This is a genomic window from Oscillatoria nigro-viridis PCC 7112 (genome assembly GCF_000317475.1).
Classification (GTDB): Bacteria; Cyanobacteriota; Cyanobacteriia; order Cyanobacteriales; family Microcoleaceae; genus Microcoleus; species Microcoleus nigroviridis.
Map to the genome: position 1 here is coordinate 4,738,264 of NC_019729.1, position 17,487 is coordinate 4,755,750.

Genomic DNA, 17,487 nt, shown 5'->3' on the forward strand with positions numbered 1-17,487 from the left:
TCTTTAATTGTGGTACTTATATCACAAAAGTCCTTCCATTTCTAAATCTTCAATTATCTGCAATCCGCGCGGGTCGCCAACTCGCAAAAGTGAAGATTTAGCATCTTCCCTGACGCCCATATCTTCATCTTCTTCTAAAGCTTCAATCAAACCGTCGATCGCCCCAGCGTACACTATATTATTCGGCAATTCGCGCGCCAGTTGCCCGATCGCCCAAGCGGAATTACTTCGCACAGCAGACACAGCATCTCCCCGCAGCGCTTCAATCAACGGCGGAATCGCCGCAATCACCACAGAGTAACCAACTTTTGCCATCTGACCCAGAGAACTCGCCGCCCACAAACGCACCGCCGAAATATCAGTTTTCAGAGCATCAATTAAAGACGGCAAAGCGCGCTGATCCCTGCAATTTCCCAAGGCCCAAACTACGCCTTTGCGAACGTAACCGTTCCAGTCGCGGTTAAGCTGAAGAATCAGCGGTTCCACAGCATCCGGACTCGGATTTCGCCCCAACGCATAAGCCGCGCTTACCCGCACCAAGGGGCAACCGTCTCTCAATAAATTAATTAAATGCGAAATTGCTCGATCGTCCTGCAGTTCGCAAAAAGCCCGCGCCGCCATCATCCGGTGCTGAGGTTCCGGGGATTCCAGCAAAGGCAGCATTTCCTCGGGATCTGGCAGCGGGGGTTCGGATTCGTCAAATTGATCCAAAGGGCTTTCCAGTTCCGTATCAGTATCAAGGGCGTTGGAGTAGTCGTTATTGTTCATAAAAAAACTTTACCGCACAGAGGATGCTCCTAAGCAACTCAGTCAGCAGTCAGCAGTCAGCAGTCAATAATTATAGGGTGCGCGCGCAGTACCTTACTACAAACAAATACCTCTGCTGTCACCTAAATTGGTAGCGAGGACTTCAGTCCTCATAATTGCTGTCACCTAAGTTTGTAGTGAGGGCTGAAGTCCTCATAATTGGGATGAATCAGGACTAAAATCCTTACTACAAACGAATATCTCTGCTGTCACCTAAGTTTGTAGTGAGGGCTGAAGTCCTCATAATTTGGATGAATCAGGACTTTAGTCCTGATTCCAAACCCGTTGAATTTATATTTCAAAGAGACTTGAGCATCGAGACGGAATGACTTTGATAGCCTAATTTTTGATAGAGATTCACCGCAGGCTGATTGCTCAGAAATACTTGCAAACCAATTTGCCGATCGCCCCTTTCCCGCGCCCAATTTTCAGCATGAATAACTAAAGCTGCACCGACTCCTAGACGGCGATGTTCCGGTGCTACGTACAGCAAAAAAATGTGAGCATAGCGTTCTCCGGTGGTTTGGTCGATCGCATTTCCCAACCACAAACATCCGACAACCGATGTCAGATTTTGGGCTTGAGATTGGGGATTGAGGTGCTGCGAGGGAAGCGCCGGCAAAATTTCTGCCTCTTCTTGGGTGTTTTTATGGCACTCTACCCACCAAACCGGCGTCTGGTTAGAAAAATACTGCTCGACAGTTTGAGCCAAATGTCCCAATTCGGCATCGGGGTAAAGCTCTCGGTATGTCCGGTGCATAAACTTTACCAGTTTTGCCCGATCGACTCCCGATCCCGAGCGCAGCCAGTAGCCCGGTATTAGTTGAGCGGACATCAGCGAGCGCGGACACCGAAAGCGGAATAATTTAGCCCCAAGAAAATTGGATTCACTACTGCCGCTTGCTTTTGGGGGATCGGTTCCTCAATCGGTGCCGGGGCAGCCATGTCAGCCGGCAAAAAAATGCGAGCGCTGACTGCTACCAGAGCCAGGAAAAATACTAATATCGCTATTAATGGAGCAATGTATTGACGAATGATAGCCATAACCGCAAAAACTTGATTCTTGAGTTGATATTATCAAGTCTACCATACAAATCTTGTCAGCTATAATGGCTGCCATTGGACAATTAGCTCGAGAATAGAGCGATCGCAAATACCAACAAACAGAAAATCTAATATTATGAGTGCCTCGCCTGCTGTTTATGAAGCTCTGGCTAAATCAATTGTTTTTTTGAATCAAAAGCCTAGCGCGGCAAATGAAGTTTCGCGTTTCCTCGATACTAACGGCTACTATATCGATCGCATATTCGACGACCCAGAAACCAACTTTTATGCGATCGGGTTCGGTTCATCCAATCCCGAAAACCCGCCAGCCCTGGTATTTAAAGGTACAGATTTCATCGACGGCGACGCTATCTTTTCCGACTCGCGGGACATTGGTTTACCTGAATTTGAAAAAAACAAAGATAATATCAAAAATTGGCTCGCAGAAATCGGTCAAAATACAGGTAAAAACCCCAACAAATTATTGCCCGATGTCATCGGACACAGTTGGGGCGGAGCAGTCGCTCAAATTGTAGCAACCGAATACACATCTCTGACCGGGGATATCTTTACTTTCAACTCTCCGGGAGTATCAGCGAGTACATTCAACACTTTTCGGAGAAATCTCGGCAGAGTCGGCAAAAAAAATGTCACTCACTACATTGTCAGCGGAGATATAGTCAGCTTGTTTGGCGAAGCATTTATTCCGGGTAAAGTATTTGTCCAAAGTTTTACAGACCCCAGTATTAATCCCTTAACTGTTTTGGCGAAACATCGAACTGAAAATTTGTTAACTACTCCGCCCGTGGGTTTTTTGCAGAGGCAAATTTCCGTAGAACAATTAAACAGTCCCGAATTTGCTTATAACAACGATTCAGATTTTAACGAGTTTATCGCTGCGATGAATTTGGCCCTGCCCAATGTGTCAGTAGCCATCAGAACCAGAGGCGGTGCTGAGAGTGTGAGAACAGCACCAGAATTTTCTTTCGTGCAGTTAATCAGACAAATGCAATTCGGCTTAGCTCCATTACAGCCGAATTATTTATCAGGGGACGATCGCAACAATACTGCTACTGGCGGCCCTGGAGAGGATACAGTTATCGGCAATCGCGGTAACGATACTCTCAGAGGCAATCGAGGTAATGACAGCATCATCGGTGGTGCTGGCGACGACTTCTTGTACGGCGGCAGAGATAACGATTATTTGGACGGTGGCGACGGAAACGATTTGATTTCCGGCGAGTTTGGCAACGATTTTTTAATTGGTGGTGCGGGGCGCGATCGCTTTGTATTGGAACCCGGTGGCGGAGCAGATGTAATTGTAGATTTTCAAGATAGTCAAGATTTAATTACACTGTCGCGGGGTCTAACTTTTCCTCAAATTAGAGTAACCCAAGGTGGTGACGGAGCTTTAATTACTATCCCGATTACTGGGGAAATTCTTGCTACTCTCAGAGGCGTAGTTGCCAGCGATATTACGCGGGTAGATTTTGTATAGCTTGATGGCTATAAAAAATTGTAGTTTTGGTGGCGCGAAACCGGGGTGGTTTTTGTAGCTAGAGTGTTTTTTTGTATTAAAAAATTTTTCCTAAATTTGCCATTAAAAAAACACTAAAAATGACCAATTAATATGGTTAACAACCGGAGTTTACAGTAAAATTAATTAAGTAGCTTAAACACTAATTCCCAATCTAACGACAGGAAATAAAAAAATATGCCCTCCTCCCCCGCCGCTTACGAAACTATAGCCAAGCAACTTGCTTACATAGATGACAAGCCCCAGTCTCAAACTTTAGTTCAAACGGGTTTGACCGCTGCTGGCTACAAAATCGATCGCACCTTTGACGATCCCGGAACTGGATTTCACGCGATCGGCTTAATTTCCACCACCCCAGACAAACCGCCTGTTTTGGTATTTCGCGGCACCGACTCGCCCACAGACGATCTTGCCAACGCAGACAAGCGCGGCGTCGGTTTCAACCAATTTGAAGCCAACAAACAAGCATTAGGAAATTGGCTGACACAAATCAGTCAAGATACAGCAAAAAACCCGCGCCGCTTGCCACCAGACCTTCTCGGGCACAGCTTGGGCGGCGCCATAACGCAACTAGCCGCAACAGAATTCACATCTGCGATCGGAGATGTTGTCACCTTCAATTCTCCCGGAGTCGCTCAGAGTACAGTCAATACATTCAAGCAGAAAGCCGGGGCCGGAAAAAATGTAACTCACTACATAGTTAGCGGAGATTTTGTGAGTTTGGGAGGAGAAGCTTTTCTACCGGGAAAAGTAGTTCTTCAAACATTTACTGACCCGATTATCAACCCGCTACTTGTCTTGGACAAGCACACCCAAAGCGGTTTGTTAACTGCTCCTCCTCCCGGCTTAACTCAGGCCGAAATCTCTGTAGACCAGTTGAACCGCCCGGATTTCACTTTCACAGATTCAGATTATTTAGAACTGTTAGCTGGCTTAGACTTTACACTGCCTGCCTTGGCAACATCGCTGGAATCGCGCAGCAGTGTAGAACAATTAAGAACCGCTCCGGGAAGCTCCTCTTTAGGAAATCTTGTGGCAATGAAAACTGCTCTCGATCTCTCCCAAATTAATAATTTAGTAGGCGACAATGCCAACAATACAGCATCGGGTTTTGCAGGCGACGATATTATCACTGGCAATGGGGGAAACGACACTCTCAGCGGCAACAAAGGCAACGATATTATCAGCGGTGGCGCCGGCAACGACCAGTTATTAGGTGGCAAAGGCGATGACAATTTGAACGGTGGAGACGGGGACGATACGCTCATTGGCGCGGCGGGTTCAGATCTCTTAATCGGTGGCGCTGGACGCGACATATTTGTGTTAGGGGTTGGCGGTACAGATACACTTGTAGACTTTCAAAAGGGCCAAGATTTAATCGGTTTGAGCGGAGGTTTGACCTTCAACCAAGTGAGAGTTACTGAAGGAGATTTTTCAACGACGATTGAAATTGCCCGTAATGGCCAAGTTCTTGCCAGTATTCCTGGCATTTTAAGTAGTCCGCTAACAGCCACTGATTTTATTGCGATTTAGTTGGCTGGCAATACAGATCTTCGGTAGGGACACAACAATGTTGTGTCCTTATTTTATCTTATGAAGGCACGCACAGTTTATACCAGTTAGTGATTAAAAACATCCATATTCTTGCAGGGGCGGGTTGACCGAAATCTCGAAAAAGTAGTGCAGACATTGGTAAACCCGACCCGTCCGAATCTTATAGTTATAGCGACCCGACTTGATATTAATCGAAATCGTCCAGTCCAGGCCTGGGCATGGATGCTAATTTTTTCTCATCTTCTAGGGGCAGAAAGAAAATGGTCAGCATACCGGGAATCACAGCCAGCGCGCTCATCAAAAAATAATTTTGATAGCCGAGATTCGCCTGCAAGTAGCCGCTGAAAACGCCCGGAATCAGCACTCCTGCCGCCATAAAAGCAGTTGTAATTGCATAGTGAGATGCTTCGTATTCAGGGCGGACAGTCCGCATCAAGAACACTGTATAGGCAGCTACGCCAAGTCCGTAAGTAAATTGCTCGATCGAGTTTACAGCATAAGCCCATTCAATCCCCGGCTGATTGATTGCCAACAGCCAATACAGCACGTTAGTCGAATTTTGCAGAATAGCCGTCGGCCACATCCATTTTTTCAATCCTTGTTTCGCAATCAAATAACCGCCCAGCAACCCTCCAATTAAGAGAAACATTACCCCTAAAGTACCGGATAATAAGCCCATATCCGACGTAGAAACTGCTAATCCTCCTTTCTCAACTTTATCCATTAAAAATGGAGGAGCCATTTTAAACGTCAAGGCATCTCCCAAGCGAAAAATCAAGACGTAAGCCACAATCCAACCTATTTTATCTTGCTGAAAATATGTTTTAAATGCTTCGATAAAGCTGGTTGTTTGTTGAGGGGTGTCGGATTCCAGATCGTAATTTCGAGGATAGGGAAGATACCACCGCTGAAAGAGATATATCAGCACAAACATAATCGCACAAATACCAAAGGCTGTCGCCCATCCGTAGTTAAGCGCAGACACGCTAAAATCCGAACCGAAAAGTGACAGCGGAATGTTTTGATATGTTTTGATGTCGCCTGTATTTCCGGTGACTAAATGCTGTTCGGCCAGTTTCCCGGCTAAGAACACCAATACACCGCTACCCGCAATGACAGCACCTCTATAAGCCGTGTTCCGAACCCCGACAAACAAGGCTTGCTGGTCTTTATTGAGAGTGTTTAAATAAAATCCGTCAATGGCGATGTCGTGAGTAGCTGAGACAAAGGCGATCGCCGTAAAGATAACAAGCGATATAATAATCGGTGCCGGCGTTAATACGCCAAAAGCTAGGAAAGCAAACAGAAAAGCACAAATGATTTCAGTTGTTAAAATCCATTTGCGTTTGGTGGAATACAAATCAACAACTGGCCCCCACAAACCTTTTAAAACCCAGGGAAAAGACAACAGACTTGTCAATCCGATGATTTCGTTGCTGGTTCCCATACCTTTCAAAAAAATCACCGACATTAAATTAACGACGGTGTAAGGCAGACCTTGAGCGAAGTACAATACTGATACCCACAATCCAGCGTTATGCTTTTTTTCCATTGCAGAGATATTTTACCTAGTTACTTATTTGATTTACTGAGTGCGATCGACAATTCCGGTCAATTAAACCGCTTGCATCACAGTATATGTCATTCCGATGCCAGCGGCAGCCATATAAATAGTGCATTTTACCATCATTCAGACTCACAAATATTTTCATTTTTGGAATAAGCCTGCAAAAGATTTTCTCCTTTCAAATAAAGGAGGTAAGCCCGAACATTCTTGTCCCAGTCAGAAGTGTCATAAGTTCGCAGCAGTTCTAAAGCACTTTCTTCTATCTGATATGCAGTTTTTGGACTATTCGCCGGACGTTCGGGACTGTCAGGATTAACAACAATTAAACCTGCATCTAGAAACAGATGCACCGTCTGGCGCCGCACAGTTTCCCGCGTATTGGGCGCATACTTTTTACCATATTGCTGCTCCATAAATTCCATAATTGGCGTGATTCCCAAAAGTGGAGATTTCGCAGATTCCCAAGCATCCTTTGGCTTGAGGTCAAGCAAAGCCAGAAGGGTTAAGGCAGAACGTTCGTTAAGCTGACCTTTTGGAAAACCCAGCGCTGCAAGTATTTCTAGAGATTCATCAATACGGTTCTTGATTGTCATTGGGCTATTTTCTAACGGATTTGTCGGGTTAAGTAGTTGTGTCTCGACAAGTCGATCGAGCTCCCGCTGTGTAGGAAATATGTCTCCAATTTCACTACCAAGTAAAAGTAATTGCTCTACATTAGGATACTTCAAAGTGCGTAAATCCGTAGCATTAACTTGAGTGTGTCCGTTGAACAGTCGAAAAAACGCATCTACCAAACTAGAATTTAGATAAACGGCCAATCCCCGCGCCAGGGTGAGGTCTAATCCGCGTCCCTGTTGGTGAAAGTAATTCAAATGGTTCTCAAAACCCACGCTAGAACTATTAATTTTAGTGGCATCCCAGACAACAGCAACAATTCGCTTTTTCTCTTCCTTTGACGAGAAGCGCTTGCTCAAAACATAATGTTCGTTAGGTACGAGGAGTGCAGCAGTTTTTTCCGTGACAGCTAAAGCTTGATGCTTTCTCGTTGCTGTGGGATATTCAACACCGCCAGCCGAGAAGTGTGCGGGATAAATCAGCGGAACTGTACCGTTCTCAGGTTTTAGCCGCAAGTCACAGCGAACACGAAAATCTACAACTTTTCCGGTGGAAACTGTTAAGCCTAATTCCTCTATAGTGCAAGTAAATTGAGCCATTTGCTCGACTACTTTCTGGCTGACAGAATCCGGTAAAATCCGAATAAATTGCTCGGAATCTTGGGGATTAATTAGGGCAGTATAGGGCAGTTGGTGAGACAAAACCAGGTCGTCGCCCGCGCTGCTGCTTGAGGTAATTAGTACAGTATCTGGCTGTTCTATTTGTTTGGTGGCGCGCACAATAATAGTTTCTTGCAGCACCGCATCATCGCGAAATGGCAACTGTCGGGATTCAAAGATATGTACTTGGCGTAAAGCCATCATTTGAAGGAATACTTTGCGGAAATCTCGAAAGTATAAACCGTTGCAAAAGCTGCGGGGAGTAATCGACACTAATTCACCGTTGGGTTTGAGCAGGTGAGCGGCAGCAACTGTGAAGCCAGCGTAGAGATTGCTGGTTTCTAGTCCTATAGAACGCAGCAAGGTTCGGGCTTGAGATTTCGCGTCTATTTTGGCATAGGGAGGATTGATAATTGCATGGGTAAATTCCCGTTTTACTGGCTGTGTAAATAGATTGGGCTGCAACATATCGGCGCTGTCTTGAATAAAATCAATTGCGCGAACCTCACAGGTAAAAGATATCCCAAAATGCTGACATTCAATACTGCACAATTCTAAAGTTTGCTTGAGGTATTCAATCAAAATAAGGTCAATTTCATAAGCTGTAACGTGCAGGCTGCGAGGTTTGTTTGGGCGCTGGCAAAGTTCGCAAACAACGGCTGCTAACAGGGAACCAATTCCTGCACCGGCATCTAAAAGCGATATATCGGGACGGTTAAATTCAAACATTCCCGCCATCAAACTTGCGACTGAGGAAGGTGTTAAAAATTGTCCCTTTTCTCCCCTCTGGCTTTGCTGCAACTTTCGGGTTGCTTCTTGGCGCCAGCCATCTACTCGATCGAGTAAATTGCTTGCAGTTGAGTAGCTGTTACCCGGAAGGGCTAGGGTTTGAAATTGCGGTGCTATCATTTGTTCAAAAAGTATGTGAAGCGCAGCTATCCCGTAGGGAATCGCGAGTTCAGTTTATTTTCGCCAAAATAGGAATCTCTACGCTATCATAGTACCAGTTTACTCTCTTCCCATAACAGCAAAGGGCAGCCATGAGTCAAGAAAGTTTTACATTTCTCCTTGATAGCGAAAAAAAAGAGGCGCTGAAGGCGATCGCCAATGTCACGGATCGGGATTTAACTTATGTTTTGAACGAAGCGATCGCTTCTTACCTGGACATCTATCAATGGCTGCTTGATGAGATTAATAAAGGCGTTGCCGAGGCCGAAGCTGGAGACTTTGCCAGCGATGATGAAGTCAAAGCAGTTTTTGTCAAATTGACCAATGAAAATTAAGTGGCTGCGACAAGCTTTGCGAAATCTAGAACAGGCTCACGCATATATTGTCAAAGACGATCCAGAGGCAGCAAGGCAATTAATTTTAAGGATTCAGAGTGCTGTAGGTCAACTCGCCGAATTTCCTTTTATGGGTAGAGTTGGTCGCGTAGAAGCTACTAGAGAACTTGTCATTTCCAATACCTCTTATCTCATCATCTATCGAGTAAAAGAAGAAAACGTAGAAATTCTTCGTATCCTTCACAGTTCAAGAAAGTATCCAGAAAATTAGGTGATGCTGCCGATCGCACTTTTAGTGTATTTTCGCCAAAATAGGATTAGTATTATTGAACCGCTTCGAGGTGCGTTAGGCGAAGCCGCGCGTAAGTGATCTTGTCACGAAGGAAGAAAAAAGAAGAAGAAAGAAAAAGATAATTTTATACCGAGAAGGGTGTAAGAGGCCCGATCGACTTTTTCTGCAAGGGTGTGTTTTACAATACCGATTTTACTTATTTGCCCACTTAATGTACCATTGTGCGAAAATGTCAAGCGGACGCTCAAACCAAAAGTCCGTAAAGGACTGTTAAACGCTCTCTCACACACTTCTCATGCGAAAGACCAAAACATTCTTTTTGTCAAGCTTGTTCCTGATCGGCTTAACAATTAGTTTTCTGCTGACTCCTGGTTGGTTCTCCAACTTCCCATCCCGCGCTAGCGCAACTATGCCCCCGCAAACCCAAACCGCCGAATTTCGGGCATTCTGGGTGGACGCCTTCAACCCCGGCTTCAAAACCCCTCAAGAAGTCACAAAATTGATCGCAGACGCGCAGCGGGCAAATGCCAACGCCATCGTCGCCCAAGTCCGCCGCCGTGGCGATGCTTTTTACACCAGCGCGATCGAACCCCGCACCCTCGATCCCAACGTTCCCCCCGGTTTCGATCCCCTGCAAGATTTGATTGACAAAGCCCACGCCGCAGGCATTGAAGTATACGCTTGGATGGTGACGCTGCCGGTGGTTTCCGGCACCAAACTTCCCGCCGGTCACGTTTGGCAACAACACGGGCCCAATGCGCCGGGAATCAACAATTGGGCGATGCTGACTTACGGTGGGGAATCACCCGGTTTCCTCGATCCCGGCCATCCAGACGCCGTAGATTATACTGTTTCCGTCTATTTGGACTTGCTGAAGCGCTACGATGTGGACGGCGTACAGTTGGATTACGTGCGCTACGGCGGACCGACTTGGGGCTACAATCCGACTGCGATCGCCCGTTTCAATCAGCAAACAGGTCGATCGGGCAAACCCGCACCCAGCGATCCCGCCTGGATGCAGTGGCGGCGCGATCAGGTGACAAATTTAGTGCGGAAGCTGTATGTAGAAAGCCTTGCAATCAAACCGCGCGTTAAAATTACCGCCGCCACGATCGCCTGGGGAGACGGCCCGAAAAACGAGGCAGGATGGTATCAAACGCAGCCTTACAAAGAAGTATTGCAGGATTGGCGCGCTTGGCTGGAAGAAGGGATCTTAGACATGGCGATGCCGATGACTTACCAGCGGGAGTACAAACCATCGCAAAAACTCGCTTATGACCACTGGATCGAGTACGCCAAAGACCACCAGTACAACCGCCAAATTGCGATCGGCCCCGGCAATTACCTCAACTACATCGAAGACACTCTAGGCCAGATTCGTCGCGCCGAACAGCCCTCTGCGAAAGGAAATCACGTCGCAGGTACGGTTCTCTATTCCTACGCTAGCAGCAACGTGTACACGAATGTGGAACTGCGATCGGGCGGTAGCGGTGATTTGCCCCGCCAGCCTTGGAAATACGTTCCCCAAAGCAACGATTTGTTTTACACCGCGCTTTCTGTGCCGAGTCAATACGTTGATGCTGCGACCGGCAAAACCTATGAAACTCAGCCTGTGTGGGCGACAGCAGCAGCCGTTCCCGATATGCCTTGGAAGTCGCGACCGACTACAGGTGCGATCGCCGGAAATTTGCAGCGGTGCGCTCAAACTTGCGACGGTGCTAGCTTGACATTGCAGTCGATCGATGCTGCTGGCAAGGTGCGTCAACTGCGCGCCGATGGTAAAGGATGGTTTGGGGCGATCGAGCTTTCACCCGGTTCTTATCAGTTGAAAGTTGACGGAAGTCAAATTCAACAAACAGTTAATGTTGCCGCAGGTGAAGTCACAAAAGTGAATTTCGCTAGCTTGTAGCGTGTCAGCTTAGCCGGAAATACCCCAGGGTTAGTAAGGTGCTTATGGCGTACCTTACTAATTCATAAATCATCAATTTATAACATTCATTGAAATAATAATTCTAATAATTGCAGTCGGTTTTAACCGACTTAGGATGCGAATTAAATAATTTACACTCTTGAAAGTGGGAAGTAGGGTTGGGCTTATAGCCCGCCCTTTCTGGACGGGCGGGACGCCCATCCCACAAGAACCATCACGCATTCTAAGGATCGCGAATTAAATAATTTACACTCTTGAAAGTGGGGAGTAGGGGTTGGGCTTATAGCCCGCCCTTTCTGGACGGGCGGGACGCCCATCCCACAAGAACCATCACGCATTGTAAGTTATTTAATTCTCATTCCTTAAGCTATGAGGCAGGGGTTTAAACCCCGGACTGCGAGAAAACGCATTAAGCTGACAGCATGAAAACAAGTTAGGCTGAAACTATTACCGCAACCTATCTTATAGCGCCCGATCGAGCTGACAATATCTTAAATCTCAAGCCACAACGGCTGGCGTTTCTTGTATTCCCCCAATATTAAACTGCGGGCAATGTTTGGGTCGATCGCCAAACGGTGTTGTGTGTTTTTTGTGCCACACAACACCGTACTCGATTCAAACTTAAAGCAGTGCGATCGCCTGAAAACTAGCTGAATTTAAATTGCGCTGAATTGTTGATATTTAGACCAGAGGGTGCATCTTGAACGAGCCCGATCAACTCAAGGGGCTGTGCAAATCCATTGTTCTTGAAAATTCCCACATCTTGAGCTGCACTCCCTCCTTGCAGGGAATTGGGGACGGTTCTGAGCACGTAGCTATTGCTCGACCCACCGAGTTGAATGACATCCTCACCGATTCTAAAGTCTAAGATGCGGGCAAAATCGCTCAGACCATCAATGCCAATGTTACCATTGAAAATGTCCGCAGCATTGTCTAACAAGCCGTTGCCATCATCATAATTAATTTGCCCGATCTCTCCGAGCACAAAAGTATCTGCTCCTGCACCGCCAATTAGCACATCAATTTCACCCTTGCCTCCTCCTCTTTCGGCACCTGTAATTCGATCGCTCCCGTCACCCCCGGAAAGAACGTCACTTCCTCCATTACCAAATAGCTCGTCGTTCCCGTTACTGCTTACGAGAATATCATTTCCGTTACCACCACTAGCATTGATGTTCGCTGATACATTAGTTGTATTCAGGCGATCGTTGCCTTCTCCCCCCGTGAATTGGATAAATTCGACACCGCTTGTCGCGCCTAGATTGCGGACATTTAACACATCATCGCCACCGCCACCGTTAATTGCATTGAAACTCTCTATGCCTGTGGTTGTTAAGGTTACGGGGACGAGATTGGTGCGCTGCAATACAATGTTCAAGCCCGATTGGGTGAGATCAATATTATCCCCTTGCGCGATCGAACCGTTGAATAACAAGTTATCGCGACCGCCGTCGCCTTGAATCAGATCGCTGCCGTCGCCATCCACCCATTCAAATGCGTCGTCTCCGCTGCCACCGATCATCGTATCGTTGCCCTTGTCGCCAGCTAGGAAATCTGCCCCATCGCCACCGTCTAGCAGATCCGTATCGTTGCCACCTCGCAGGTTATCGTTTCCTAGTTCTCCCTTTAAAGTATCGAATCCGGCTCCACCAATTAGGCGATCGTTCCCTGCCCGGCCCGAGATGTCGTCATTGCTAAAACTACCATCGATCAGATTGTCAAAACCGTTGCCAGTTAAGACATCTTGATTGTTACCGCCAATTAAGTTTTCAATACCGATGAAAGTCCCGCTACCTCCAAAAAAAGTTGCTTTGTTCGTCTCTAAGGAAGCATTTATGTTATTGCCAAATCCCAGATAGGTCGCTGTATCGTTTCCGTTTCCACCATCCAGAAGATCGTCCCCAAAAAAACCGCCAAACAGATTATCGTTTCCGTCTAATCCCCGCAGGGTATCGCTCGCAGCAGTACCGTTAAGATTGTCGTTGCCGTTGGTTCCATTAATTACAGCCATGTTCGTTGCTCCTAGATATTAAGTGAATTATTGAGGCAAATCAAAACAGTTTGCTTTGGTTTGCTATGTCACAATCTTAGGAAATCAACTCGGTTCAACACATCTGAAAAACGTCTCGATCTGACATCAACGAAATAGATATTCTCGATCGCCCCCTCATCTGCCAAAAGTTGCGATCGCCCATCACTGCCGAGTCCGATGTTCGCGCTTCCTATCCCGATCGGCTATAACTTTAGTCATAGTTCCCAGGGGTGGCATCAGCGAAAGTTAGAAAATTGCCGAGTTTTATCGACATTCACTCTGACTTGCAGTATTTTTGGGGAATATTTGAGAGCCAGAACTACTGGAGGCCCCTGCCATGACTGCGATCGCATCCCTACTAAAAACCCAACCTCAACCATTTCGCTTTCTGCTGTACACCGAATGGATCATGTTAGGCAGTTGTGGAGTGATGGCCGCCATCGAAGCGTGGCAGCGTCAAAGTCTTCCCGTACAGCACATTCTGATCCTGATCTCCCTGGGCTTGATGGGATGGATCTTACCTGCGGGCAAAACTTCGTTTCGCTATCTCTATACGGCGATCGAAATGGGTCTGATCTTCTACGGAACTACCTTGGGATATCTGCATATCCTACCGACCCTGTATTTAATCGTCTTAATTCGCAGTTGTTTTTTATTTGCATCCCCCGGTCGATGGATTGTGGCAGGTCTGTCGCTGGTAATGTATATGTTTCATCAAGTTCAGTATCTTCAAAGAGTGATACCCCTAATGTTGCCTAATGTCGAGCAACAGCAAATTTGGATGCACCAGACGGCAGAATTGTTGATGTTTGGATTGGGGCTATTTTTCGTGTCGCAGTTGGTCAGTACCTTACTAGCAGAACGCAGAACCCAGGAACAACTATCGCAAGCCCACGCACAGCTACGGGAATATGCCCTGCAAATAGAAGATTTAGCAGCGGTTCAGGAACGCAATCGCATTGCAAGAGAGATTCACGATTCCCTGGGTCACGCCTTGACTTCGCTCAACATTCAACTGCAAACCGCCATGAAACTCTGGCAACATGACCCCATAGAGGCACAACCGTTTTTGGAACAAGCCCAGCGACTCGGTAAGGTGGCGATGAAAGAAGTTCGACAATCGGTAAATGCGCTAAGAGCAGACGCAGAGGCAGAAGAACCCTTGGAACAGGGGATTGCCTCGCTGATGGAAGACTTTCGCCAGATTACGGGTGTCACTGTTACCAGCAGCATTTGCGTGGAAGTTGTGTTACCACCTCAAGTTGTCAAAACGCTGTATCGCATCGTGCAAGAAGCGTTGACCAACATTTGCAAATACGCCCAAGCTACCGAGGTTCGCCTGCAATTGCAAACAACGTGCGATCGAGTGCTTTTGACTCTTGAAGATAACGGGCGGGGGTTCCAATTAGAAAGTGGTACTGGCGGGTTTGGATTGCGAGGGATGCAAGAGCGAATTGCTTCTCTCAACGGAGAGTTTCACCTGGAAACATCACCCGGAGCGGGGTGTAGAATCGATGTTAGCCTGCCGTTAAGTAGGTAGGCGAAAATAAATTACTTCATGTAACAAAGTGTAAAATTAACGTAACCTCTTTTGGCGTTTTTTCTTTGTCGGTGTAATTAAGAACTATCATGGGATAATACATTTTAGGAATATCCCATGATTCGTCTGTTGTTAGTTGACGATCAGCAGCTTATCTGCCAAGGGCTCAAGGCTATGTTAAGCCTAGAATCAGATTTAGAAGTGATTGGAATTGCCCACAACGGTAAAGCTGCCATAGAGCAAGTCGAAGCTCTCCAACCCGATGTTGTATTAATGGATTTAAAAATGCCCGTGATGGATGGTAGAGAAGCAACTCGCCTGATCTGTCAGTCATTTCCCAACACGAGTGTCTTGGTTTTAACTACTTTTGATGACGATGGATACATTGTTGATGCGATGCGAGCCGGAGCCAAGGGCTATTTGTTGAAAGATATGCCATCGGAAGAGTTAGCACAAGCAATTCGTTTGGTGCAATCGGGTTATACTCAACTGGCTCCTGGTTTAATGGATAAGCTAATAACAGGATTTTGTGCAGCACCTACGACTCCAACACCTACTACTCAACTCTCGAAACTCCCTGCACTGGCACAATTAACCCCGCGCGAACAAGAGGTATTGCGGTTGATTGGTAAAGGTTTAGCCAACCGAGATATTGCCCAGCAGTTGTTTATTTCTGAGGGAACAGTGAAGACTCATGTCACTCATTTACTGAATCGGTTAAACTTGCGAAATCGATCGCAGTTGGCAATTTATGCCCATTCTGCGATCGAAACCTGAATCACTTTATTTTTTTTTTATTAACCGCAGAGGGCGCAGAGATCGCAGAGAGAGGCTGCACAATCCCGATCAGATTACCGCTGCATACTTTACCTCAGCTACAATCAAATTATCTTAGATGTAATTGCGATATTTTTGGTGAAACTATGCTGATAACAGAAGCCCCTTTTTATGCTCCGCAAATGGACAGTTAAAAAATATCAGATGCTGGGAGAGATGGGATTTTTTCACCCAGAGGAGCGAGGTGAATTAATTTTAGGAAATATTATCAAAATGAGTGCGAAAGGAACTGCCCATACTTCTGCTACTAGACGCAGGGCGACACTGTTGCGCGAACTTCTCGAAAACCAGGCTGCTGTCTATACTCAAGATCCGATCGCCCTTGATGACAATTCCGAACCCGAACCGGATATCGCCGTAGTCAGAATCGATCCTTTTGACTATGCGACTCACCATCCGACTCCCTCAGAAGTATATCTAATTATCGAAGTGGCAGACAGCAGCTTAACTTTCGATCGCGAAATTAAAGCCAAAGCTTACGGGCGATCGGGAATTGCCGATTATTGGGTGCTAAATGTGGGCGATCGACAACTGCACGTTGGGTGCATCTCACTTTGGCAAATACATCAAATTGAAAGTTGACCGTTGAGATAAGCACAGCGAAGAGAAAGGATAGAGGGAACGCTCTCAATCTTCCATTGCGCTCCTGATATTTTTACCCTAAACCCAATTCGTTTAATGATTGATTCAACTGTTCCAGAACCTATCGAACTTATGGATTCTTCTTTATAGTATTGGTAGTTGACTATTCGGCAGCGATGAGTCTCTAAATAATTACAAAATGTTTTAAATGCTTGTTTTTTCATCTCTTTAAATAGATTGATAACTTCATCTATTTTACCTTGCCACAACATATTTTCTGCTAATTTCAAACGTTTTAGCGAACCTCCTACCTTGTAAAGATTTTCTTTCAGATGATACCAATCTAAGATTTCTTGTCTTTGTTCAGTATCTCCTATTTCTTGAAATATTTTCCAAATTCCCGCATGACCGTCTCCTAGGCAATACATAGGATGTCGCAATTTTTGGCTATTAGTCCAATCAATTAAATTTTGATTATTTTGAAAAGATGCTCCCGAATAAACATTATCTAAACAAATGGCTTTATAGTCTTTCCAGTAACAACCCTCGCCTTTGGTGTCGTTGCGTAGCCTGACTTTCCCGCCATCTAATGTAATTTCTTGAACTCCTTGTTTAGATGTAGGTAATTCAAATTCTTGTCGTTTGACTAATCTTTGTAATGTACTATGAGAGACTTTGATTCCGGTGAAAATCTCTAAATCTTTTTCTGCCATTTGATAAGATTCGTTGGCACTAATTAAAAGACAGCATTTTTCCATCATTGGACTGAATTGACTATACGCTTTCAATCCAAAATATTTCGCTTGATTGTCGGTAATTTCGAGCGAACCGACTATTGATTTTATTTTTCTGGGTTTTCCTGTTTGAATTCCTGATACTGCTGAAAAAAAAAGTTACCTAGTTCTGGTCCCACTTCTTCTAGCATTTTCTGACGGAGAGACTTTTCTATGCTATCAAAGCTTTCTAACTCGCTTGGAGCTGTATTTCTGTAAAGAATTTCTGCTGCCGCTTTTAAGTAGACTTTTAGCTGTTCTTGGTCTGAGGGTGTCATTTTCTTTACCTCATATTTTTGGGCAATTTTACTAGCTTTTCCATTTTAACCCTTTGGTGACATATTCGCCAAAGTGAGATGCACCCTGCACGTTTTTCGAGAACCAACTGAAAATTGCTATCAAAGCGAAGTAATTCTTGCGGAAACTGCGAGCATT

The 17,487-nt window shown here is 45.7% G+C and carries 15 protein-coding genes; 8 read left to right on the plus strand and 7 right to left on the minus strand.

Going from position 1 to position 17,487, the window contains the following annotated elements:
* Positions 1-21 precede the first annotated feature (21 nt).
* From OSC7112_RS19925 to OSC7112_RS19935, 3 genes are all read right to left on the minus strand, one after another.
* Complete coding sequence (locus OSC7112_RS19925) at positions 22-768, minus strand: HEAT repeat domain-containing protein (protein ID WP_015177594.1); 747 nt, start codon at positions 766-768, stop codon at positions 22-24.
* Positions 769-1,105: 337 nt separating this feature from the next.
* Positions 1,106-1,642, minus strand: a complete 537-nt coding sequence (locus tag OSC7112_RS19930) for a GNAT family N-acetyltransferase (RefSeq protein ID WP_015177595.1) — start codon at positions 1,640-1,642, stop codon at positions 1,106-1,108.
* Entirely contained in the window at positions 1,642-1,851 is a 210-nt protein-coding gene (locus tag OSC7112_RS19935) for a DUF8624 family small hydrophobic protein (RefSeq protein WP_015177596.1), read from the minus strand. The genes OSC7112_RS19930 and OSC7112_RS19935 overlap by 1 nt, the downstream gene beginning before the upstream one ends.
* Positions 1,852-1,987: 136 nt before the next feature.
* Here OSC7112_RS19935 and OSC7112_RS19940 point away from each other — a divergent pair, with 136 nt between their 5' ends.
* Together OSC7112_RS19940 and OSC7112_RS19945 are read left to right on the plus strand one after the other, a co-directional pair.
* Positions 1,988-3,349, plus strand: coding sequence for an alpha/beta hydrolase family protein (locus OSC7112_RS19940; protein WP_015177597.1), 1,362 nt, complete (start codon positions 1,988-1,990; stop codon positions 3,347-3,349).
* Positions 3,350-3,565: 216 nt separating this feature from the next.
* Positions 3,566-4,921: a Tle-like phospholipase domain-containing protein gene (locus OSC7112_RS19945; RefSeq protein WP_015177598.1), complete on the plus strand. Its 1,356-nt coding sequence runs from the start codon at positions 3,566-3,568 to the stop codon at positions 4,919-4,921.
* A gap of 208 nt (positions 4,922-5,129) precedes the next feature.
* Here the strand turns inward: OSC7112_RS19945 and OSC7112_RS19950 are convergent, their stop codons facing one another.
* Positions 5,130-6,494, minus strand: coding sequence for an MFS transporter (locus OSC7112_RS19950; RefSeq protein WP_015177599.1), 1,365 nt, complete (start codon positions 6,492-6,494; stop codon positions 5,130-5,132).
* Between the two features lie 134 nt (positions 6,495-6,628).
* Positions 6,629-8,692, minus strand: coding sequence for an Eco57I restriction-modification methylase domain-containing protein (locus OSC7112_RS19955; protein WP_015177600.1), 2,064 nt, complete (start codon positions 8,690-8,692; stop codon positions 6,629-6,631).
* A gap of 131 nt (positions 8,693-8,823) precedes the next feature.
* Between OSC7112_RS19955 and OSC7112_RS19960 the strand changes: the two genes are divergently transcribed.
* The 3 genes from OSC7112_RS19960 to OSC7112_RS19970 all read left to right on the plus strand — a co-directional run bounded on the left by OSC7112_RS19960 (position 8,824) and on the right by OSC7112_RS19970 (position 11,267).
* A complete protein-coding gene (locus tag OSC7112_RS19960) occupies positions 8,824-9,066 on the plus strand; it encodes a CopG family ribbon-helix-helix protein (protein ID WP_015177601.1) in 243 nt (80 codons plus the stop codon).
* Complete coding sequence (locus OSC7112_RS19965) at positions 9,056-9,337, plus strand: type II toxin-antitoxin system RelE/ParE family toxin (protein WP_006634284.1); 282 nt, start codon at positions 9,056-9,058, stop codon at positions 9,335-9,337. Before OSC7112_RS19960 ends, OSC7112_RS19965 begins: the two co-directional genes overlap by 11 nt.
* A 316-nt stretch (positions 9,338-9,653) precedes the next feature.
* Positions 9,654-11,267, plus strand: coding sequence for a family 10 glycosylhydrolase (locus OSC7112_RS19970; RefSeq protein WP_015177602.1), 1,614 nt, complete (start codon positions 9,654-9,656; stop codon positions 11,265-11,267).
* A gap of 667 nt (positions 11,268-11,934) precedes the next feature.
* On the opposite strand, the gene OSC7112_RS38405 is transcribed toward OSC7112_RS19970, so the two are convergent.
* The gene (locus OSC7112_RS38405; RefSeq protein WP_015177603.1) at positions 11,935-13,299 is read right to left on the minus strand and encodes a calcium-binding protein; all 1,365 of its coding nucleotides are present in this window, start codon (positions 13,297-13,299) and stop codon (positions 11,935-11,937) included.
* A 358-nt stretch (positions 13,300-13,657) separates the two neighbouring features.
* Here OSC7112_RS38405 and OSC7112_RS19980 point away from each other — a divergent pair, with 358 nt between their 5' ends.
* The 3 genes from OSC7112_RS19980 to OSC7112_RS19990 all read left to right on the plus strand — a co-directional run bounded on the left by OSC7112_RS19980 (position 13,658) and on the right by OSC7112_RS19990 (position 16,279).
* Positions 13,658-14,860: a sensor histidine kinase gene (locus OSC7112_RS19980; protein ID WP_015177604.1), complete on the plus strand. Its 1,203-nt coding sequence runs from the start codon at positions 13,658-13,660 to the stop codon at positions 14,858-14,860.
* A 117-nt stretch (positions 14,861-14,977) separates the two neighbouring features.
* Positions 14,978-15,637, plus strand: a complete 660-nt coding sequence (locus OSC7112_RS19985; RefSeq protein ID WP_015177605.1) for a response regulator — start codon at positions 14,978-14,980, stop codon at positions 15,635-15,637.
* Between the two features lie 171 nt (positions 15,638-15,808).
* Positions 15,809-16,279 carry a Uma2 family endonuclease gene (locus OSC7112_RS19990; RefSeq protein ID WP_051041530.1) on the plus strand — a complete coding sequence of 157 codons (471 nt, stop codon included), beginning with the start codon at positions 15,809-15,811 and terminating at the stop codon, positions 16,277-16,279.
* Here OSC7112_RS19990 and OSC7112_RS19995 read toward each other — a convergent pair.
* Positions 16,264-17,330, minus strand: a protein-coding gene (locus tag OSC7112_RS19995; protein ID WP_150111564.1) for an ISKra4-like element ISOni2 family transposase whose coding sequence is annotated in 2 segments (ribosomal slippage) — positions 16,264-17,162 and positions 17,162-17,330 — 1,068 coding nt in all. Because the reading frame shifts where the segments join, the coding sequence is not laid out codon by codon here. The two genes, OSC7112_RS19990 and OSC7112_RS19995, sit on opposite strands and share 16 nt — an antisense overlap.
* Positions 17,331-17,487: the final 157 nt, after the last annotated feature.

Coding starts and splice junctions, on each gene's coding strand:
- OSC7112_RS19925 (WP_015177594.1), bottom strand. CDS start 768: ATGAACAATAACGACTACTCCAACGCCCTTGATACTGATACGGAACTG.
- OSC7112_RS19930 (WP_015177595.1), bottom strand. CDS start 1,642: ATGTCCGCTCAACTAATACCGGGCTACTGGCTGCGCTCGGGATCGGGA.
- OSC7112_RS19935 (WP_015177596.1), bottom strand. CDS start 1,851: ATGGCTATCATTCGTCAATACATTGCTCCATTAATAGCGATATTAGTA.
- OSC7112_RS19940 (WP_015177597.1), top strand. CDS start 1,988: ATGAGTGCCTCGCCTGCTGTTTATGAAGCTCTGGCTAAATCAATTGTT.
- OSC7112_RS19945 (WP_015177598.1), top strand. CDS start 3,566: ATGCCCTCCTCCCCCGCCGCTTACGAAACTATAGCCAAGCAACTTGCT.
- OSC7112_RS19950 (WP_015177599.1), bottom strand. CDS start 6,494: ATGGAAAAAAAGCATAACGCTGGATTGTGGGTATCAGTATTGTACTTC.
- OSC7112_RS19955 (WP_015177600.1), bottom strand. CDS start 8,692: ATGATAGCACCGCAATTTCAAACCCTAGCCCTTCCGGGTAACAGCTAC.
- OSC7112_RS19960 (WP_015177601.1), top strand. CDS start 8,824: ATGAGTCAAGAAAGTTTTACATTTCTCCTTGATAGCGAAAAAAAAGAG.
- OSC7112_RS19965 (WP_006634284.1), top strand. CDS start 9,056: ATGAAAATTAAGTGGCTGCGACAAGCTTTGCGAAATCTAGAACAGGCT.
- OSC7112_RS19970 (WP_015177602.1), top strand. CDS start 9,654: ATGCGAAAGACCAAAACATTCTTTTTGTCAAGCTTGTTCCTGATCGGC.
- OSC7112_RS38405 (WP_015177603.1), bottom strand. CDS start 13,299: ATGGCTGTAATTAATGGAACCAACGGCAACGACAATCTTAACGGTACT.
- OSC7112_RS19980 (WP_015177604.1), top strand. CDS start 13,658: ATGACTGCGATCGCATCCCTACTAAAAACCCAACCTCAACCATTTCGC.
- OSC7112_RS19985 (WP_015177605.1), top strand. CDS start 14,978: ATGATTCGTCTGTTGTTAGTTGACGATCAGCAGCTTATCTGCCAAGGG.
- OSC7112_RS19990 (WP_051041530.1), top strand. CDS start 15,809: ATGCTCCGCAAATGGACAGTTAAAAAATATCAGATGCTGGGAGAGATG.